Annotated in this window: 18 protein-coding genes; 1 reads left to right on the top strand and 17 read right to left on the bottom strand. The window is 28.8% G+C overall.

The features are described from left to right. Positions 1–8: 8 nt before the first annotated feature. The 12 genes from BLU40_RS06450 to BLU40_RS06395 form a co-directional block, all read right to left on the bottom strand. Positions 9–1,343, bottom strand: a complete 1,335-nt coding sequence (locus tag BLU40_RS06450; protein WP_090121322.1) for an O-antigen ligase family protein — start codon at positions 1,341–1,343, stop codon at positions 9–11. Next, a complete protein-coding gene (locus tag BLU40_RS06445) occupies positions 1,333–2,427 on the bottom strand; it encodes a glycosyltransferase (protein WP_090121320.1) in 1,095 nt (364 codons plus the stop codon). Before BLU40_RS06445 ends, BLU40_RS06450 begins: the two co-directional genes overlap by 11 nt. A 403-nt stretch (positions 2,428–2,830) precedes the next feature. Next, a complete protein-coding gene (locus tag BLU40_RS06440) occupies positions 2,831–3,121 on the bottom strand; it encodes a GIY-YIG nuclease family protein (protein WP_090121318.1) in 291 nt (96 codons plus the stop codon). A 118-nt stretch (positions 3,122–3,239) separates the two neighbouring features. Then, positions 3,240–4,853 (bottom strand): glycosyltransferase, encoded by a 1,614-nt coding sequence (locus BLU40_RS17855; RefSeq protein ID WP_090121315.1) that lies wholly within the window; start codon positions 4,851–4,853, stop codon positions 3,240–3,242. 6 nt (positions 4,854–4,859) lie between these two features. After that, positions 4,860–5,861 (bottom strand): glycosyltransferase family 2 protein, encoded by a 1,002-nt coding sequence (locus BLU40_RS06430; protein WP_090121312.1) that lies wholly within the window; start codon positions 5,859–5,861, stop codon positions 4,860–4,862. 16 nt (positions 5,862–5,877) lie between these two features. Continuing rightward, positions 5,878–7,404 (bottom strand): glycosyltransferase family 2 protein, encoded by a 1,527-nt coding sequence (locus BLU40_RS06425; RefSeq protein ID WP_090121309.1) that lies wholly within the window; start codon positions 7,402–7,404, stop codon positions 5,878–5,880. Beyond that, positions 7,404–8,540, bottom strand: coding sequence for a glycosyltransferase family 4 protein (locus BLU40_RS06420; protein ID WP_090121306.1), 1,137 nt, complete (start codon positions 8,538–8,540; stop codon positions 7,404–7,406). Before BLU40_RS06420 ends, BLU40_RS06425 begins: the two co-directional genes overlap by 1 nt. Before the next feature lies 1 nt (position 8,541). Beyond that, on the bottom strand, positions 8,542–9,915 hold the full coding sequence (locus tag BLU40_RS06415; protein WP_090121304.1) for a UDP-glycosyltransferase: 1,374 nt from the start codon (positions 9,913–9,915) through the stop codon (positions 8,542–8,544). A gap of 11 nt (positions 9,916–9,926) precedes the next feature. Beyond that, positions 9,927–11,627, bottom strand: coding sequence for an asparagine synthase (glutamine-hydrolyzing) (gene asnB / locus BLU40_RS06410; RefSeq protein ID WP_090121302.1), 1,701 nt, complete (start codon positions 11,625–11,627; stop codon positions 9,927–9,929). A 3-nt stretch (positions 11,628–11,630) separates the two neighbouring features. Beyond that, positions 11,631–12,320, bottom strand: coding sequence for an acylneuraminate cytidylyltransferase family protein (locus tag BLU40_RS06405; protein ID WP_090121300.1), 690 nt, complete (start codon positions 12,318–12,320; stop codon positions 11,631–11,633). Next, positions 12,320–13,477, bottom strand: a complete 1,158-nt coding sequence (gene neuC / locus BLU40_RS06400) for a UDP-N-acetylglucosamine 2-epimerase (RefSeq protein ID WP_090121299.1) — start codon at positions 13,475–13,477, stop codon at positions 12,320–12,322. The genes BLU40_RS06405 and neuC overlap by 1 nt, the downstream gene beginning before the upstream one ends. Before the next feature lie 88 nt (positions 13,478–13,565). Beyond that, positions 13,566–14,564 (bottom strand): N-acetylneuraminate synthase family protein, encoded by a 999-nt coding sequence (locus tag BLU40_RS06395; RefSeq protein WP_090121297.1) that lies wholly within the window; start codon positions 14,562–14,564, stop codon positions 13,566–13,568. A gap of 40 nt (positions 14,565–14,604) precedes the next feature. Here BLU40_RS06395 and BLU40_RS06390 point away from each other — a divergent pair, with 40 nt between their 5' ends. Then, complete coding sequence (locus BLU40_RS06390; RefSeq protein WP_090121295.1) at positions 14,605–15,426, top strand: polysaccharide pyruvyl transferase family protein; 822 nt, start codon at positions 14,605–14,607, stop codon at positions 15,424–15,426. Here the strand turns inward: BLU40_RS06390 and BLU40_RS06385 are convergent. The 5 genes from BLU40_RS06385 to wecB are packed head-to-tail and all read right to left on the bottom strand — an operon-like array spanning position 15,412 to position 20,506. Next, positions 15,412–16,017: a class I SAM-dependent methyltransferase gene (locus BLU40_RS06385; RefSeq protein WP_090121293.1), complete on the bottom strand. Its 606-nt coding sequence runs from the start codon at positions 16,015–16,017 to the stop codon at positions 15,412–15,414. The two genes, BLU40_RS06390 and BLU40_RS06385, sit on opposite strands and share 15 nt — an antisense overlap. After that, complete coding sequence (locus BLU40_RS06380; RefSeq protein WP_090121291.1) at positions 15,983–17,131, bottom strand: glycosyltransferase; 1,149 nt, start codon at positions 17,129–17,131, stop codon at positions 15,983–15,985. Before BLU40_RS06380 ends, BLU40_RS06385 begins: the two co-directional genes overlap by 35 nt. Continuing rightward, entirely contained in the window at positions 17,128–18,183 is a 1,056-nt protein-coding gene (locus BLU40_RS06375) for a glycosyltransferase family 2 protein (protein ID WP_090121289.1), read from the bottom strand. Before BLU40_RS06375 ends, BLU40_RS06380 begins: the two co-directional genes overlap by 4 nt. Beyond that, positions 18,180–19,424: a glycosyltransferase gene (locus BLU40_RS06370; protein WP_090121287.1), complete on the bottom strand. Its 1,245-nt coding sequence runs from the start codon at positions 19,422–19,424 to the stop codon at positions 18,180–18,182. The genes BLU40_RS06375 and BLU40_RS06370 overlap by 4 nt, the downstream gene beginning before the upstream one ends. Next, positions 19,415–20,506, bottom strand: a complete 1,092-nt coding sequence (gene wecB, locus BLU40_RS06365; protein ID WP_090121284.1) for a non-hydrolyzing UDP-N-acetylglucosamine 2-epimerase — start codon at positions 20,504–20,506, stop codon at positions 19,415–19,417. The genes BLU40_RS06370 and wecB overlap by 10 nt, the downstream gene beginning before the upstream one ends. Positions 20,507–20,531 lie beyond the last annotated feature (25 nt).

The raw sequence follows: 20,531 nt of genomic DNA, 5'->3' as shown, positions 1-20,531 counted from the left end.
TTAAATTATTACCTATGTAAACTATCTTCATTTTCATCAAAATAAATGGTACAAACACTCAACCCATAAATAAAGGCTGGAAAAGCAATACGCATAGCTGAATGATTAATTGTTAAAAACCAAAACAAGAAAAAAGCACTTAAAAAAGCTCTTGCCAAATAGGGTGAGTAATACAGGTGTTTTAAAGGTATATATATTAACAATAGTAAAATTAATAACCCTATTACTCCATGCTCTCCCAATAATCTACTTATTTCATTATGTGAAGCAGCTTCTATATTATGCAACTCTCTTCTTGCATACTTTCCACTACCAACTCCAATTCCAAAAAAAGGATTATTAATAAAAAACTCTAATTCAGATTTAAATAAACTTGCTCTTCCGGTAGTTATGTCTTTTTTAGCTATTCCTGCAGCATTTTTATTCATATACCTATTTTCTAGCATCCCACCGGTTACATTTGATGTGTAAACCCCTAAAGAAATTCCAAAAAACAGAATTAAACCGCCATATTTCATTATGCTTTTTAATTTTTCACGAGTAGCCAGCACATAAAAAAATAAAAATAAAGCTATACATATAAACGCTGTTAGCATACCTCCCCTAGAAAAAGTAATCAATCCTCTAAAAATTAAATACATAAAAACAACTACATCTAACAGAAAAATAATGAAAATTCGCTGTTTGAAGTATAAATGGACTGTAATTATAAAAATTCCAAGCCCTAAAATAGTTGAAACTTGATTAGGTCCATAACCTCCAGAAGCTGCAAAATTTGCAGAACTACCAAATCCTATTTTCGCCAATTCAGGAGTTTTAAAAAACAACAAACTTAGCATAGAAAATATTGGTAATGCCATAAAAAACAATAAGTTTAGTATCTCATCTAATTTAAAAACTCTCTTATAAAAATAAATCGCAGACACTCCCAATAAAATGGGACCACTTAAATTAAAAGCAATAGCTTTCCGTATAGATTCATTAAAAGGAATGTTTGTAAATGAGATTCCAACCAACAATAATAAAATATAGACTAAATAACTTACTGAAATATGATGTCTTTTATCTTCTATATATAATCCAATAATTAAAAAAAATAAAATTGAATATTTGGGTAACTCATATAAAAAAAGTCCTCCAGACATTCTAAACAACACTTCACCCCCTACTATATAAGCACTAAAAAAAGCAGCCTCATTATTCTCATTCCTATTTTTAATTATAAAATATATTCCGAAAAAGAGTATTAATAAAGAAAATATTTTACTTACTACTCCTGAGAGTAATACAACTCCTAAACCTAAATGGAGTACTGATAATATGAATCTTCTTTTATTCGTCATTAGTTTTCAAATATACAGCTATCAACTTATCTAAATAACTGTCTTCTGAATATTTTTTAACTATTAATGAATTTAGATTTTCGGCAAATAGTTTTCTTCTAGTAGAATTTATAATTAGCTCTTTCAATGCTTCCCCTAATGCTAGTTTATTATTTGGAGGCACTAACAACCCTGTATCATTATTAGAAATTAGTTTGTTACAATCTCCTACATTGGTAACTACAACAGGTAATTTAGCTAAACCATACTCCAATAAACTAACTGGTAAACCTTCTGATTTTGAAGCTAAAACGCCAATAGTTGCTTGTTCTAGAACTTCAAAGGTATTTTCAACACTTCCATAACTAAAAATGGCCGCTGTCAATTTATTCGTTTTTATAAAACCTTTTATACTATCTGAATATTCATCATTTAAATCTAGACCTACTAAATGTAATGTCCAATCGTTAAAATCTTGATGAATAATTTTAAATGCCTTTAATAAATTTATATGATCTTTTTGTGGTCTAAAATTTGCCAAGCAAACTATACGCTTTCCTTCCTCTCCTTTAAGCTTAATTACTTCTTTTGTTTGTTTATTTATGCTTGCAAAATTGGAGAGGTTTACAACATTTTTAACTCTTAATGCTTTTTTGTTCCATTGATACAATAAATCATTTACAACAATAACAAAATTTATTTTTTTAGCTAAAACTTTTAATATATCTGATTTTCTATTTTCTAAGGTTTCACTTTTTCCATAATGGTCGTGCCAAATTAACGTCAATTTAGGATTCCATAACTTCATTAAAAAACCTATAAAAATAGAAGAAGAATGTGCGTGAATAATATTAATTTTTTCTTTTTTAATAAATCTATATAATCTTCTAAATGAATATATGCCTAGCGTCTGCTTCTTTTTTAAAAACAAATATTTAACATTTCCTGAAATTTTACTTTTTAAAAGTCCTTCTTTTCTAGTAGAACATAAATAGGAATCAACTCCTTTTCTTGAAAGCCCATTGGCAATGTTTACCGCCATCATTTCTGCTCCTCCTGGAGTTAAAGAATCTATTATTTGTATTACTTTTAACTGCTCTTTCATTCGATTCAAATTTAATGAAAAAGATATAATGGCTACTCATAAAAAACCAAACTATTTTATATTTCTCAATATCTTTTAATCATCATTTTCAACATGTTTAAAAATCATAACTTCATCTCAAAAAGATTCCCTTTTTCAAGGGGATGACGTTAATCTGTATATTCCGTCATTTCCAATTTGATTGGAAATCTGTAACTCTTTTTCTAAAGATGCCCGGCCAAACAGAGGATAACTCTCCGATTCGTCATGCTGAACTTGTTTCAGTATCTCATCTTCATTTTCATAGTATCACTTCGACTCCACTCAGTGACCAAATTTTACTGAATCTTCTTTTCTTCATTTCCAACTTGATTGGAAACCTGTAACTCTTTATATAAAGATGCCCTATTTCAAGGCAATGACGTTAGTGTATTAAATCTTGATACAAATCTTTTAATTGTGGATTAATACTTTGGATCAATTCCCATTTCCATTTCTTATTCCATTTCTTCAGTTGTTTTTCTCTTTTAATCGCTTCGTTAATATTTGTAAAAGTTTCAAAATACATTAACATAACTATATTATACTTTTTAGTGAAAATTGAACCCGTTCCATTTTTATGCTGTTGGATTCTATCTTTTAAATTTGATGTGACTCCAATATATAAAACAGTATGATTTTTATTACTTAATATGTAAATATAACTTTCTTTCATTTAAATTTAATTTAAACTTCGAAGGGAAAGATTCCCAGTCGAGCTGGGAATGACGGTCTAATTCGTCATTTCCAACTTGATTGGAAATCTGTAACTCTTTATCTAAAAATTCTCTTTTTCAAGGGAATGACTTAAGTAACTTCCCAATCTCACGTTCAAATTTTTCTAAGGTATAAGTTCTAGACCAATCCATTGCTTTTTTAGCTTTTTGTTGATATACTGTTGGGCTTTTAAAATAAGATGTTATCTCCTCTACTATTTCTTCAATAGCTGGATTTACGATACTCCCTCTTTCTCCATCTCCCAACATACTTGAAACACAAGAAACATTACTCGAAATAGGAACACATCCCCAAAACATAGCTTCTGCAACTACTTTAGGCCAGCCTTCAGACTTTGATATAAAAACTAAAAAATGAGCTTGTTGATATGCTTCTTTTACAATACCTTTTGGTTGATTCCCATGAAGTTTTATAATCTTTTCTAAATTATGTTCTTTTATATAGTTTTCTACGTAATTCTTTTCTAGACCATCTCCATACATTTCTAATGTTACTTTATAGCTTTTTTTGAAAAGTTCATGTACCACTTTTACGGAGAGTAATGGTTGTTTTCCTTTTGTAAATCCGCCCACAAATAAAAATTTGATTGGGTTTAGTGTTCCATATATTTCACTTCGACTTCGCTCAGTGACCGATTTATCCAGATTCTTCTTTTCGTCATTTCCAACTCGATTGGAAATCTGTTTCTTTTGTTCTAACTCATGAGATCCCAAGTCTAGCCGAGGATGCCGTGCTGTTTTGTCGAGCTGAGTATAACGTTCCGATTCGTCATGCTGAACTTGTTTCAGCATCTCATCATCACTTCCTAAAGATACCGTGTTAAGTACGGAATGACGTCCAAACTCGTCATTTCCAACTCGATTGGAAATCTGTTGTTCACTTTCTAAAGATTCCGTGTCAAGCACGGAATGACAGTTCGATCCGCAATGACGTAAAGTTTTGATTTCAACCTCCTCTATTTCCTTTTCAGAATAACTTGCTGTAAAAAAAGGGATAATGTTTTTAGACTGATTTGGCCAATTTCCATACACCAACACTTTACAATTTTTACTTAAAAAAGTATTAGATACTATCCATTTTTGAAATTTGTAACTTAATGGCTGTTTACTTTTTGGGTCCCAGTTACCGGCATACTTTACTGTTTTTGGTTTTGAGGGGAATAAAACTTGCACCAAACAGCCTAACAAACCTATATTACCAGGACAACGCAAATGAATATGATCTGCTCCTTGCATTGCTTTATAGATTTCCCATAGAATAGAAGGGATTTTAAATAGTGCATTTAGACTATTTTTTGTTGAAGTTATATTGAATGATGGGATTTTATTTAAATTAATTGATTTACATCTAATATTTCTATTTACAGATTCTTCATTGCATTCAGAATGACATTTGATTTCGTCATTACAAGGTAATGCAACTACCATTCCGTCATGCTTAACTTGATTCAGCATCTCAGCTTTCTTAGTTACAGATCCTTCACTGCGTTCAGAATGGCATTTATATCGCGTATCTATTTTTGAAATTTCTTTAGTTGAAACTGGAGCTACAATCTCAACCTCATCCACAAACTTTAACCATAAGTTCATTTCTTTTACATACGGCTCGTACGCATAGATATAATCTTGCTTTAATTTATGTTCGGCATGTGTAATAATTGTAAACTTCATAGAGAGTTACCTTTCTACTTTAGGTTTATTCAAAAATAATGAAAACCAACCAACAATTCTTCCTAATGCTTCAGTAAATGCTCCTTTCTTTTTTTTTGTAGTAATTACATTACCCAATCTTATAAAAATTAACAACCAAATTATTACATTCCATTTTAAACGTGCTTCCAATTTAGGCTTTGGATATTTTATACGCCAAACATACCATCCATTACGCACTACCATTTTCCCATAGTTATACTTATTTGGACGTCCTGTAGCTTCATGAAAATGCCTTAAACAAACATTTGTAGCTATCACATTTTTTCCAAATTCTATAGCTCTTAAAGAATAATCTGCATCTTCATACAAACCATAGCCTTCAAAATAAGTTGAAAATTTTATAGAATCTGTAACTTGTTTTCGAAAAGACATAGACATACCTATTAACAAATCTACTTCATAAAACTTACCATTTAGTGGATAACTGTATGATGTTCCATGTGAAAATTCAGGCATATTACCTGGTAGTTTATTTGATCCTAACCCTAAATGATTTCTTAAAATATGCCTGCTTCCTCTTTCCACTACATAATTTTCAAATTCAAAATATTTTTTATTAGAATAAGATTTTTCATAATCTTTTTTTATCCATCTATTTTCATTGATGGCTACTCCTCCAACTCCAAAAATTTCTTGATTCCTTTTAAATACTTCTATTAAATTTTTAAAATAATCTTTTTTTAAATATGTATCATCATCTAAAAAACAAACAACTTCAGAATCTTGAGTAACCTTTGAAATACCATAATTTCTTTGTCTGGTAAGACCTCTATCTTTATCTTCTACTTTAAAATAATATAGGTTTTCAAATTTATATTCTTGAACTAAATCTTTTGTTTTATTATCTCTAGAACCATCAACAATAATAATTTCATTTGGATACATTTTTTGATCTTGAATAGAATTCAATAAATTCAATAAAGCCTTTGGGCGCTGGTATGTACAAATGATTAAACTAAATTGCATTGTTTATTATTCACTTTTAATTCTTCATTAATTCATTTGTCCAATATACACTCTTATTCCAAGCCTTTTTAAAATAACTATAATATTTAAAAGGATTCTTAATTGCTTGACTCCTATAAAACTTTAGAAACAAATTGGTTTTATATCCTTGAATTTGTTCTATTAAACTATGTTTTAATTTTACCACCATAACCGTTGGTGATGGCTTAGGTAACAATTGCTCTTGTTCCCACTCTTTTTCAATCTTTTTTCTGAAACCACCAATAGGAGCTTTTAAGTGCAACATTTTAACAAACGGTATGTATAAAATATCAACTCCCCTCTTGCGTAATTGCATTCCAAAATCAAAATCCTCACCATAACCAAACTCTAATGCCATATCAAATTGAAGCTCTTTTAAATATTCACTTTTCACTATGCTGCAACCTGAACCAAAACTATTCCATTGTATAATTTTATCTAATTTTTCAACTTCCCCTTCTCTTAAACAACTCAGAGTAACTCCTCTTGCTTTGTAGTACTGTATGTATTTAAATGATTGTTCCAGAAAACCAGTTTCCATTCTAATATCATCATCTGCAAAAAATGTCCATTCACTTTGCACTTTTGTTAACCCTATATTTCGAGCATTACAAGCTCCTAATTGATAAATTAAGGTATGATCTATTTCAAATGGCCATTTCTCATTTAAAAAATCGAGTGTTGAGGATGAATTTTCAATTGGTTGTTGTTCAACTATGATAATTCTTGTAGGAAGTATAGTCTGTTTAGATAGATCTAATAACACATCTTTTAAATAGTTTTCTCTTCCCAAGGTTGGAATTAAAACATCAATAGTAGGATACTTATCAATACTTCCAACCGACTTTAACTGCTCAATAGAAATATTAATATCAATCTTACTTTTAAATATTGAATTTAAAAAGGATAACAACAATAACTTTTTATTGTAAACTAGCTTATTTAACAAATACAACCATACCCAACGATATTTATAATTCGATTTTACAAAACGAAACAATTGAGAATTGCTAATTCTTTTCTTTGAAATTATAGGAAACCCATCTTTTAACAATAATGGTATTGAATAACATAACAGCCCGTTATTTATTCCCTTTTTAGCTATATAATTTAAGAGTTCCTCAAATGACAATTTATATTTTAATAAGCCTTTGAAATTCACTAAAACATCAGCAGTAATAACCCCAACATCTGAAGACATCAACCAAGTTGGATAAGTTACTTCTTTAGAAACATTTATAAAAAGTGTTTGTTCTACAAAACCAATAGAAGTATTCATAAAATATTCATTAGATGTCTCAAAAGAACACATTTTAAAAGGTATATCCATTACTTCACCTAATGCATCTATACTTAGATGAGGAACTAATTTTTTATGACACCAAACTATCTTCTCGTTTGGGAACTTTTCAGCCAGTTTAAAAAATACTTCTACAATAGTACCTTGTACACCAATTACTTCTTCAGTAGTTGCATCAAATACATTTACAACTTGTTTGTTATTATGGACTAGTGCTATCATTAAGCGTCAATCACTGATTTATAAAATTCTATATTTTTTTTAACAATCTTTTCTTTTGAAAAATTTGAAATGATGCTGTTTCTGGCGTTCTCTCCAAATTCAGTTCTTAATACTGCCGAATCTAATAATTGAATAATTCTATCGGCATACACCTGATAATCTTTTGGGTTGACTATAAATCCTGTTTCATTATCAATCATAAGTTCATTTGCCCAACCGATATTTGATGTAACCAAGGCTTTTTTCATTGCCATAGCTTCCAACCAAGTCATAGGAAAAGCTTCTGCAAAACTTGGTAGTACTACTACAGATGCATTTGCCAAATACTGCTGAATAAGAAGGTATGGAACTTGTTCTACAAACTGAATATTTTTCTTCGCTTGATCTGAAAGTAATTCTAAAAATAATTCTTTTGTCGATTTTTGCTCTAAGATATCAACAACATCTTTACCAACCAATTGCAATATTGTATTTGGTCTTTGTTCAATTACTTTATTATAAATTTCTGCCAATTCTAGAACTCCCTTTTTTCTAATAATACTTCCAAAATAAAGAAGTATATCTTCTTTTCCATTATTAACTGGTTTAAATTGCTCCACATCAATTCCATTATAAATAGTTTGAATTTCAACTGGCAATCTAAATAATTTCTTTGTTAACGTTCCAGAAAACTCACTTACCGCAATAATTCTAGTAGCTCGTTTTAAAGCCATGAACTCAAACCATTTATTTTTCCACTTTTGTTTTCGCTGTTCTAAATGACAAAAATAAGTATCAGAGCCATGAATTCTAATAACAATTGGACACTTTAATCTCATAAAAGCTGTAATACCTGTCCAATCAGGAGATTCTATAAATTGAATACCTTTTTCAATAACAATTTTATTAATCGTATTTTGCAGATGCTTTCTATACAAATACCAACCTAAGAACTTGTATTTTTTATGTGCTATTTTTTGAATAGTTACACCATTAGCATGAAACACCTCATCTACATTTTGACTATATACAAAAACAGTTACCTGATGCTCTTGTTTCACTAACTCCGTAGCTAAATTATAGATAGAAGTTCCTATCCCTGCGGAATGCAAGATTTTGGGGTTTGGATATTCTGGTGTTAAGAAAGCAATATGCATACTAATTCACAACTTTAGCTATTGATTCCCAAATACGATTAGATGCTTTTGTTGGTTCTTCTCCTGCAATAGTTTTAAACCATTCTTTTGTACTTGAAAGATTCTTCATTTCTAATCCTTTTAATATAACTTCCTCAATTTTATTCTTAGAGTTTATCCAAAGTACTGCATCTTTAGAGGGCATAGATTTAAAATGGATATACTTATAAATCTTTTCAATATTCCAATTTTTATCAACTGATTTATCGGTATTGTAATTTAAAAAAGCACACGGTTTATTATGACATACATAATCAAAAACCATTGAAGAACCGACATTAATAACCATTTCGGTATTTTTAATAGTATTCACTAGCAATGAAGTATCATTTTCAGTTGGCATAACTCGGTTCCAACCATTCCCTAAGTTCTCCCACAATGGATCTACTAAAACCATAATATCTTTATACTCATTATAAATACTCATATGTCTATTGGAAAAATCTACAGGACACTTTCTGTAAATCAGTCCTAAATTAAAACCTTTAGAGTTTAAACTTTTAATTGCTTTTACAACATCTTCTAAATATAATTGATCATTTGGAGATGTTGTAATATCATCACCAGAAAAACAAATATATTTTTTATTTAAATCTAAATTGTTCTTTTTAAAAAAAACATTTTTATCAATTATTAATTTTTTGTTAAAATGTGGTTCAAATTGAGGAGTTCCTGTTATTTTAATTTGTTCTTCTAGTATAAAAGGATAATATTTTAGTAATTCTTTTTTCATATAGGTACTCCACACATAATAGTAATCAGTTTCCAACACCAACATCCCTTTTGGTAAGTTATCCCATGAAAAAATAAAGGTTGCTGTCGGAATACCTAAGTCTTTGGCTGCTAAAATTGGAGCAATAGCTTTTAATGGTCGTTGATTGGTAGAAAAAACAAAATTTGGTGCTTCGTTTTGTAATTGTTTTTTTACATTAAAATAATATTCTGAATTTCTTTCAAATTTTTCAATATAACTTCTAACTTTTTTTAAACCTAATTCAGAATTAAATAACATTGAAAACATTGATACTAAACTACTTTTAATTGCAGTTTTTATTGTTTTAAAACTCTGAGTAAAACTATACGACAAATATGCTTCGTCCTTAAATTTCTTATACGACTGTTTTAATTCAATTTTAGAGCGTGACCTTTTAAATAAATCTGCTAACCAATTTGATTTACCCTGTTTAACTCGAATATAATTCTCATGTATAGGAAAATCTGTATTATTCCAATAAATAATATCTATATTCTTTTGTTTTCCAATCTCATAAAAATCTCCAAATACAAAATTTCGTAAACCAACTCCATCAGGTAAAAAAACAAACACTTTTTTCATCTTGAATAATTTTAATTTATAAGCAAGCTAACATTTAACCATTGCCAAATATGGAAACTTGAATCTAATTCTTCCTTTCTATACAATTCCCATTCGTTTAATAATGTCTTCTTGTCAAACCAAGCTCCAATAGTTGAATTCATAAGATAGTGTATTCTTTCATTTACAAATTCTTTCATCTCAGTTCTTAACCATTCTCGCTGTGGTGTTTGCAAAGGTCTTTTAGGTGCATAGCTAATAGAATCAGATAATTTATTTTTTACTAAATCTCTTAATACATATTTCTGCAAATCACCTTTAATTTTAAAATGTTTGGATTGTGCAAATGCCAGTTCAACCAATCTATAATCTAAAAAAGGTTCTCTTAACTCAGTACTGTATTTCATAGATAAGCGATCATTAAATCGTAATGCTCTTGGTATTTTTGTGTAAAACAAATCTCTATATTGTAAATTTAACAGATGATCTTTAAATGGTTTAGGATAGTTTACTTTGGTTGCATATTGTTTAAATTCTTCAGTAAGTACATTAGGTCTTAATGGTGACTTTTTTACTCCTTGAATTTCAACGGCGTTACTTTTCAAATAGTAATCATAACCTGCCCATTGTTCATCCATTCCTTGTCCATCTAACAATACTTTAATTCCTTTACTTCTTGCATTTTTAAAAAGCTCTCCGTAAGCAATGGTTGGTATTCCTCCATAAGGTTCATCTTGACAATAACTCATTTCTGAAACCAAATTCTCAATTTTATTAACATCTAACAGCACTTTGGTTAAAGGATTATTTACTTTACAAACCATTTCTTCTACCCAAGGCAATTCATCATAATTTTTATCATTACAATAGAACGTAAAAGCTTCAATATTCTCCTTCCCAAACAAATTATTTACATAGGCTAATAACGTAGAACTATCTACCCCTCCACTCAAATTAAATCCAACAGGTACATCAGCTCTAAACCTGAGTTTTACACTATCTATTAACAATGCTTCATATTCTTCCTTAAGTTTTTCTATTGATGTATGTATTACTTGCTTTTGTACCTCCTTTTCAAAACAATACCATTTATTTAATATTATTTCTTCATTATTGAATTCTAAATAATGACCCGCTGGTAATTGTTCTATTCCTTTCCAAAAAGTTTCATTAGGTTGACCATAACTTCCATAAACTAAATAATTAGACCAGACTCTTTCTTCATAATTCTTTTCTATACCTGCATTAAACAATGTTTTAATTTCTGAAGCAAAGTAAAATGTATTATCTTGATTTGAATAATAAAAAGGTTTAACACCAAAACGATCTCTTGCTGCAAATAATTTTTCTTCAAAAACGTCCCAAATAGCAAAAGAAAACATTCCATTTAATTTATGCAAACAATCTTTTCCCCACTTTATATATGCAGCTAATAAAACTTCAGTATCTGAAGTTGTTTTAAATTGATACTCTTTTTCTAAATCTTTTTTTAATTCCAAGTAATTATAAATTTCACCATTAAAAACCAATACATATCTTTTATTATTTGAGATAAAGGGTTGATTGGCATTTGAAGTTAAATCAATAATAGATAATCTATTATGGCCTAATGACATATTGTTTTCACAATAAGACCCAGTATAATCAGGTCCTCTATGATTTTGAACCGCTAACATTTTACTGATTATTTCCTCCGATGCTTTGCTCCCAATTACTCCTGCTATTCCACACATAAACTAATCTTTTAGCACTCTTTCAGCTTTCTTCCAATCTGCAATAGTATCTAAATTTACATACTTCTCAATATATGACTCCAAAAAACTAATTGAATTTCCGTACAACGACTTTTGCTTTAATATAACGTCTGCCTTCGTAATGTAGATTGCACCATCTCTAAAAAATGAATTTGGTAAATCTTGCCTCCTACTTATTATTGTATCCTCGCCAGTAGCAATTTTCAATCCACCTTCTTTGTCTTCTTCAAAAACCCAATGGGGGTTGTATTCATGAGGAACTTTTAATACTGATATTAATGAATCTGATTTTTCTTTAATAAACTTTTCAATTGCCGCATCAATAAAACCTTCCGTTCTAAAAGGATACGTGGTTTGTAACAAACAAACAGCATCAAAAAACACCTTTTTATTTTGGAAAAATTCCAATGCATGAATAATTGTATCAATGGTTGGACTTTCATCAGTAGCCAATTCTTGAGGTCTTTTAAAAGGGACTTCAATTCCTACAATTTTACCAACTTTAAGTATTTCATCACAGTCACTACTTAAAATCACCTTATCTAACAATCTTGATTTTAATGCTTTTTCTGAAGTGTATTGTAATAAAGGTTTTCCATTTAATAATTTTATATTTTTATTTGGAATTCCTTTAGAACCTCCTCTTGCTGGTATAATACCTAGTATTTTCATTAATACGAAATAGTTTTGTGATAGTTTAATGGAATAGTTGCTAATATCTTAGCAATTTCACTTCCTGCAGTTCCATTTCCATAGATATATTCATCTTCTAATTGCTTAAAACTTATCCTGTCTTTAATTGCTTCTTTAATCAATTCTTTATGATACGAAACATCCTTTACATTCAGTCCTCGTTGTCTATTATGTTGTCGTGTACCTATATTCACTACAGGAACTTTTAAATAACTACACTCTCGAATACCCACACTTGAATTTCCTATTAAACACTTCGCATTAATCAACAAGCGTAAAAAATCCTCAGGTTCCATATTCTTAAAAAAACGAATGTTTTGAGGCTTATATATTTCCCTGAATGAACGAATCCCTCCCGATGTTCCATCTGAGCCTGCATCTACATTAGGCCAAAACCAAAACGTAGGTATATCCAATTCGTTAATTGCATGCAATGTTGTTTCAACATCTTTTCTGGCAGATTCATATTCAGTAGTAACTGGGTGTTGCATCACTACCAAATATCCTTTTCCCCAATCAATATCAGCTCCAACTCCACCATATTTTTCAATTGGATCAAAATCTAATGTTGGTTGATCTAAAACTTCTTTTGCAATATCAATTGAAGGACAACCTGTATTAAATACCGTATCTGGCTGCTCCCCCAATTTTAAAACACGTTCTTTTGCATCTTCTGATGCTACCAAATGAATATCTGCTAGTTTTGTATTGGCATGACGAACTTTTTCATCAATATTTCCTGTTACTTCTCCTCCTTGAATATGGACCAAAGGTATATTTTGATAAGAAGCTGCAATAGATGTTGCAATGGTTTCAAATCTATCTGCAATAGTAATTACTGCATCAGGTTGTAATTTATGAAAAACCCCTGCTAACTCCATAACTCCTAAGCCTGTAGTTTTTGCCATAGAAGTTGGATTTTCTCCTTCCAAAACCATAAACACTTTTTCTGCAATCCTAAATCCATCCTTTTCTATATAATCTACAGCATTACCATAACGTGTTAATAATGCAGGACCTGCGATTACCAACTGTAAATCTAAAGCTGGATGTTCATCAATAGCTTTTAATGCCGTTTTTATTCTACTATAAGAAGGTCTAGCTGTAACAACTACACAAATCTTTCTTTGGGTCATTCAGTTTTATTTTAATTTTTTAAAAATAAGTATTTTTTAATCCTTATAAAAGATGTCACCTAAATTAAATTAACAATTCTATCTAAGGTTATAAATTAATTACATCATCCTTTAAAAAATCCCATTTCTTTAAATCTTCAGTAAGCTTTTTTCCTATAACTGTTTCAAACAAACTTGCATCCACACCATAACCTTTTGGTTTTTTAGCCTCTAGATCTTCAAATTTTAATATATGTCCTTTTGATAAGTTTTTATTTACAGCTAATGATTTTTCAAAAATCTGTTTTACTTCTTGAAACTGTTCAATTTTATCTTTGTTTATTGGATGATATAATGCTTTTTGAATGTTCTTCACTGCATTAACCAATTGTTCAACTTCTGAAAAAGTTAAGGATGAAGAAACATCTGGACCAAACATGGCTTTATCAAAAACAACGTGAAATTCTAGTAATTCAGCACCTAAAGTAGTTGCCGCAATACAAGTTTCAATTCTTCCTGAATGATCTGAAAAACCAACTGGCACATGATATCTATCTTTTAACTTTTGAATTACATTTAATCCATACTGTTCTGGTTGTGTTGGATAGGCTGTGGTACATTGAACTAGAGAAACTTCAATATTTTTCTCTTTTAAAAATTGAATTCCTGCATCTAATTCACTAAATGAACTCATGCCGCTAGAAAGTATGACTGGCTTTCCTGTTTCTGAAATTTTTTGCAACAATAACTTATTGGTAACCTCCCCAGAACCTATCTTATAGCGTTGAATACCTACTTCTTCTAAAATAGCTACAGCAGCATTGCTAAAAGGAGAACTCATAAACTCTAATCCAACCTCATCGCAATGTTGTTTTATTTCTTTCCATTGATCTAATGAAAACTCCATACGTTTCCAATAGTCAAAACGAGTTTTATCTTGAGTTGAAAATTGAACTCTAAATGGCTCATAAACACTACTTTCAGCTTCCGCTATATGTGTTTGAAACTTAATAGCATTACAACCTGTTTTGGATACAGCATCAATATATGCATGTACTTGACCTAAACTTCCATTATGTGCTTGACCTATTTCTGCTATGATAAACATTTTGTTTTTCTATTTTAATCGTTATTTTTGAATCAACTTTATGATTAGAAAAACAAATATAATTAATCTTTTTTGGTGGTCTTCAAAACATTTTGAAAACAAATCTCAAGAAAACTTTGGTGATGCTGTTGGTCCTTACCTTATAAAAAAGATAACAGGAAAAAATGTTCGATTTATTCATCCTAAAAAAAGAAAATGGAATCAAAAAATTTCTAAAGTTTTGGTTACTGCCGGAAGTATTTTAGGACAAATTGATAAAAACTGTATTGTTTGGGGTAGTGGATTGATTATTAAGGATACTAAAGTGCCTAAAGCAACTTTTTTAGCGGTAAGAGGACCTTTAACTAGAAAACACTTATTAAAACAGGGTTGTACTGTTCCTGAAGTATATGGAGACCCAGCTATTTTATTACCTCAATTTTACCAACCAAAAACTAGAAAAAAATATAAAATTGGGATTATACCTCACTATGTAGATTATGATGTCGTCCATAACTGGTATAAAAATGAAAAAGATATTTTAGTTATTAACCTTTTAAACGATGATATTGAAGCTATAATTGAACAAATTGTATCTTGTGAGAAAACCGTATCTTCATCGTTACATGGAATTATTGTTTCACATGCTTATCATATTCCCTCTTGTTGGGTAAAATTCTCTGAAAATATTTTTGGAGATGATATTAAATATTATGATTATTTTGAATCTGTAAATATTTTTAATGTTAAATGTTATTCGTTAAAAAAAATGAATACAACTTTAGGGTTACTTTCCTATGAGTTTAATACATGTGATACTTCTAAAATAGATGAAATCTGTAACGGTTTACAAATAGCTCTTCTGACTTTAAAGTTCATTTAATCTCCTTAGTTTTAATATAACTTGATTATTCCAATCTAATTCTTTAACTACTTCGTATCTTAAATTGGAAATTACACTTAATAAGTCTCTTTTAGAATAATTATTTAACCATCCATTTTCTAATCGCTTGGGATTGTTAATTGAATCAGCAAATGATAAAATTATATACTTAATATTTTCAGGAAACTGTACAAACAATTTTTCAATATCATAAACATATTCTAATACTCCACTGAATACAATAACATCATATTTACCTAAATCCAGTTCAAGTTTTTTATTTAAATCGCAAACAACAGTTTCAGAAAATCTTTTCACTAAGTCAGATGGTGTATATGCCTGCTTTGATTTTAAAACTTTTTTTAAATACATATTTCCAGCACCAAATTCTATAATATTGCATTGATCAGGTAATAATTTACTTATCAATTCTGTTCTTTCATTCCAGTTTTTGTGCAACGATAAATTATTTGACCATCTGTCGTAATCTGATTCTTTTCTTTTAATAATTTCTTTTGTTTTTTTTGACAACGAATATCCCTTGCCTAAATTACTATTAATTTTTTTTAAAAACTTGTATATAAATTTCATTGATTTTTTCTTTCAAAATAATACGAGAATACTTTTTTCTTATTTCACTTACATTATAACCAAAAGCCTTTTCAAGTAATTCAAAATTATTAATACTTTTTAAAATATGATTTTTTATTTCATTTATATTCTTAGAGTCTGAAATTAAAAAACCATTAAACCCATTTATTATTAATTCTTCAGTTACGTTTCCTGGATTTGATTGAATAGGAAAACATCCCATTCCCATAGATTCTATTAAAGTATTCGGTATACCATCTGATAAACTATTTCCAATATAAAGTATTGAATCCCCCATTAGTTCTAACAATTTATCATTTGTAATGGACTCATTTATTACCTTAATATTATAATTTTTAAAATATTTTTTTGAGTTTATGTACCTTAAAATTTCTTCATTACCACTAAAAATTATTATTTCATAATTATTTAAAAACTCCATTGTACTATTGGTTAATGATTTTACTATTTCTAACCCCTTACCAATATCATTTGTGTTGCCTTTTATTAAAATTTTATCTCTTTGATTTAGTGCTTTTACATTCTCTACAAAATCAACTCCTCCATTCCCCGGAAAAACACCCAAAAATTTATTATTGAATTTATGTTTGTTACATATATAATAATCTCTTTTACAATCTGTTATTAAAAAATTAACTCGTCTTAAAGTATTTAACACATCAACCTCAATTACACCCAAATTTTTATAATAAAAAATATCACTTCCCCAAGATGAATAAATCCATTTTAATGATTTATATCTATTCATGACATCCAAAATTGGTAAACATGATATTTGTAGTGCAAAACTATGAACTACTTCTGGTTTTATTAGTTGTAATACTTTTTCAAATTCTTTATTGGTATCTTTTTCATTTAATTTTTGAATCCATTGATATATTTTAGGATACTTCGATTTGATAAAAATACGGCCAGGATAATTCCACTTATTTTTCCATCCTGTAAATTGAGTCACCCAATCTAAATTTTTATTGAATGTTGCTCCTCCTGTAATATCAAACCAATAGACTTCAAAATCGGAGTTTTTTAATTGTTCTGTCCATCTAAAAAAATGAATGGAAGGCATAGAAACCATTAAAATCTTTTTTTTCATAATTGAATTTTTAGATTTATAGTTTCTTTCTCCTTATCCCATTCATATTCGTAATATGAATTTCTATAGTTGGAGATAATTTCTAATAATAATAAATTATTGATTTCTTGCAATGAATAAAATTCCTTAAATTTCTTTTTAAGGACTCTTTTTAATACATTTTTTTTATTCTTATACGCTGGATGCTTGGTAATGTATATATTTAGTCTATTCTTCTTTTCCTGAAGGATGCCTTTTAAAAATGCTTCAACTTCATTTTTTTCATTCTTTATACAAATCTTCTCTGAAGTATCAAAATCACAAGCCTCTTGAATCATTCCCCATTCGAAACCAATATTTGCTTGTACTTTATGATTTTCAATTACTTTTTTATAATAGGCGTGATTTATTTTTTCTAATGTCGTATGAAAAGGTTCCTTACTATCTTTTGTTCTATAGTTTCGTAGATGCCATTGATGTAGCATTAAAACTTCCTCTGTATAAAAATGAACTTCTTTCCCTAAATTTTCTATTCTTCTATGTACATCGGAATCTTCGGCGCCCCAACCATGGTAAAACTCTTCATATCCATTTATTTCTTTTAACAATGCTGTAGGATATAAAGTCATTCCTGTTGCCTCTTTTCCTGAAATATGTTTTAGGTGATAGTCTTTAAATGCTTTATTTTTTAACGATTCTTCTTTACTTAAAAAACCCACTTGAAAATAAACAATGCTATTTTTATTTTTTAATTGCTGTAACTTTTCTACAAAATCATTTCGATACATCATATCAATATCTCCTACAAAAAAGTAAGGTGTTTTACATTGCATTAAAGCACTATTAATGGCTTTACTTTTATTCCATAATTGCTTAGATACTGGAACAGTCAACAGTTTAACAAAGGAAAAATTAGCTACTAACTTTTGTAATGCTAAAGAAAGCTCTTTTGAACTACCATAATTAACTAACAGTACCGCAAACTTATTTACAGTTTGTTGACTTAATGAGGTTAAACAGCGTTTCACTATCGCTAGCTCTCTATTGCGGTATGTTAGTGTAATGGTTATCATTCTTTTAAATTGTTAAATTGCTCCTTTAAATAATCTTTTGACAAATAATATTTAACTTTAGAATAATTATTATTTTCAATTTTATTTTTCCAATTAAAATACATTTCTGTTATAATTCTTTCAACACTTTTAACATCATCTATTTCTGCCCAATTATTAAAACTTTCTCCTAAAATTCTTTTGGACTCACTGTATAATGGACCTAGTAACAATATAGGTTTATTAGCTTCTATTATATGAGGAATTTTACCAGGTAAAAAGGGACTAAACGCACCTTTTGCTTCTAAAACAATATTAACAGATGTTTTTTCTTGCATTTTTTTAACTTGACTAAAAGGTAAATAATCATTGGTAATTAATTGTTTTAACTCTTTTTGTTTATTCTTTATATAATCATCAAAACAAGATATTTTTCCTATAAATAACAATCTAGCATCTTCTTTTGCTACAGGATTTTTTTTTATAAATTTTTCAAAACCTTCAATTAACCCATATGGTTTACGAGCAGACATCATACTACCTGCATGTAGAATATTAAACTTTTTTTCATCAAAAAACGTAGGCAATTTTATTGAGTTATTAGATTGAACTGAAGAAATTTGGTGAGGAATAATAACTTCTTTTCTATTTTGATTAGGATAATAACTTCTCATCCATTCAGCTAATAATTGACTTGGATAAATTATATACTTTGCTCTATCTACTATTTTCAAAAATAAATTCCTCTTAAATTTATGTCCTGGTTCTACCCAATCGTATGGTCGTGGATAACTATGCATTGGATATGGGTCGTGTACATAGGCTAACCATTTTGAATGCCAATTAGGAATTCCTAATAATGCTTTATGAGGTCTAAAGCTAGAAGCATAACTTAAAGTTAAAACCCAATCTGGATTAAAGTCTCGTTCTTTTTTTAAAGTCTTTTTAAGGCTTTTAACATCATTAAAAAAAGTAAATGAAAAACCAAATATGCTTTCTATAAAAGGATTTATATTTATTTTTGTTACTCGTGTAAAAACTCTTTGTAATCTACTTAACAGGTAATATACACTTATCTTTTGCTCTTTTATAGCTATACACTCAATATTAGGTAATAAAATTTCTTTTTGAGAATAATGGTAAATTTTTAATTTATAACCTATTTCAGATAAGTTTTTTATTAAAGCAAGACGTCCTTTAATTCCACTACTATGATTTGGATCAAGAGATTCTATAACGATAAGTATATTTTTTATAGGCATATATCTTTTTCCAATTTTAATAAAACATCAATAATTCTTTTTGAAGTTAATCCATCCCATAGCTCAGGTATACTACCTTTTTTCCATTTATTATTAAACAGTTTATCTAATGCTTGTTTAATTGATTTTGGATTAGTTCCTATCAATTCATTTGTTCCTAAAGTTACAGTTTCTGGTCGCTCTGTGTTATCTCTTAAAGTAATACAAGGAATTCCCATTACTGTTGTTTCTTCAGTTATTCCTCCTGAATCTGTAATTACTATTTTTGCATTTTTTGTCAAATAATTAAATTCTAAATAGCTCAATGGTTCTAATTGAACTAAATTACTATCATTTACATCTAAACTCTCTATTATTTTTTTTGTTCTAGGATGTACAGGAAAAATGATTTTACAATTTCTAGAATTCTTTATTATTTCACTAATAAAATTCTTTAATTTATATTCTTCATCTACATTTGCTGGTCTATGGAGTGTTAATAAGATATAACTTTGTTTTTTTAATTTTAAATCATCCCAAAAAATAGGTTTTATAAATTTATCTTTAAATTCTAACAATGTGTCTATCATAGTATTGCCAACAAAGAATATTGAAGATTTTTTTACTCCTGAAACTATTAGATTTCTATTAGCAGTTTTACTGGTTGTAAAAAAATAATCTGTAATACTATCTGTAACAATTCTATTAATTTCTTCTGGCATTGTACTATCATTAGACCTTATTCCGCCTTCAACATGAGCCACTTTAATATTCATTTTTTTCGCGACAATAGCACAGGCCATAGTTGAATTAACATCTCCGACAACAATTACTATATCCGTTTTATAATTCAACAATTCATTTTCAAAGCTAATCATTATTTTTGCAGTCTGTTCTGCCTGACTTCCACTACCCACTTTCAAATTACAATCTGGAGTAGGGATTTCCAATTGTTCAAAAAAGATTTTACTCATTTTATCATCATAATGTTGCCCAGTATGTATTAATCTATAATCTAACCTATTAGATAGTTTTATTGCCTTAATTATTGGTGCTATTTTAATAAAGTTTGGTCTTGCACCTGCTACAATTGTTAATTTCATTGATGTTTAAATAAAAAATTAATAA

Origin of the sequence: Lutibacter oricola, from assembly GCF_900106565.1 — a bacterium.
Lineage (GTDB): Bacteria > Bacteroidota > Bacteroidia > Flavobacteriales > Flavobacteriaceae > Lutibacter > Lutibacter oricola.
Note: the sequence above shows the minus strand (reverse complement) of the source record. Positions and strands in the feature narration are given on the sequence as shown.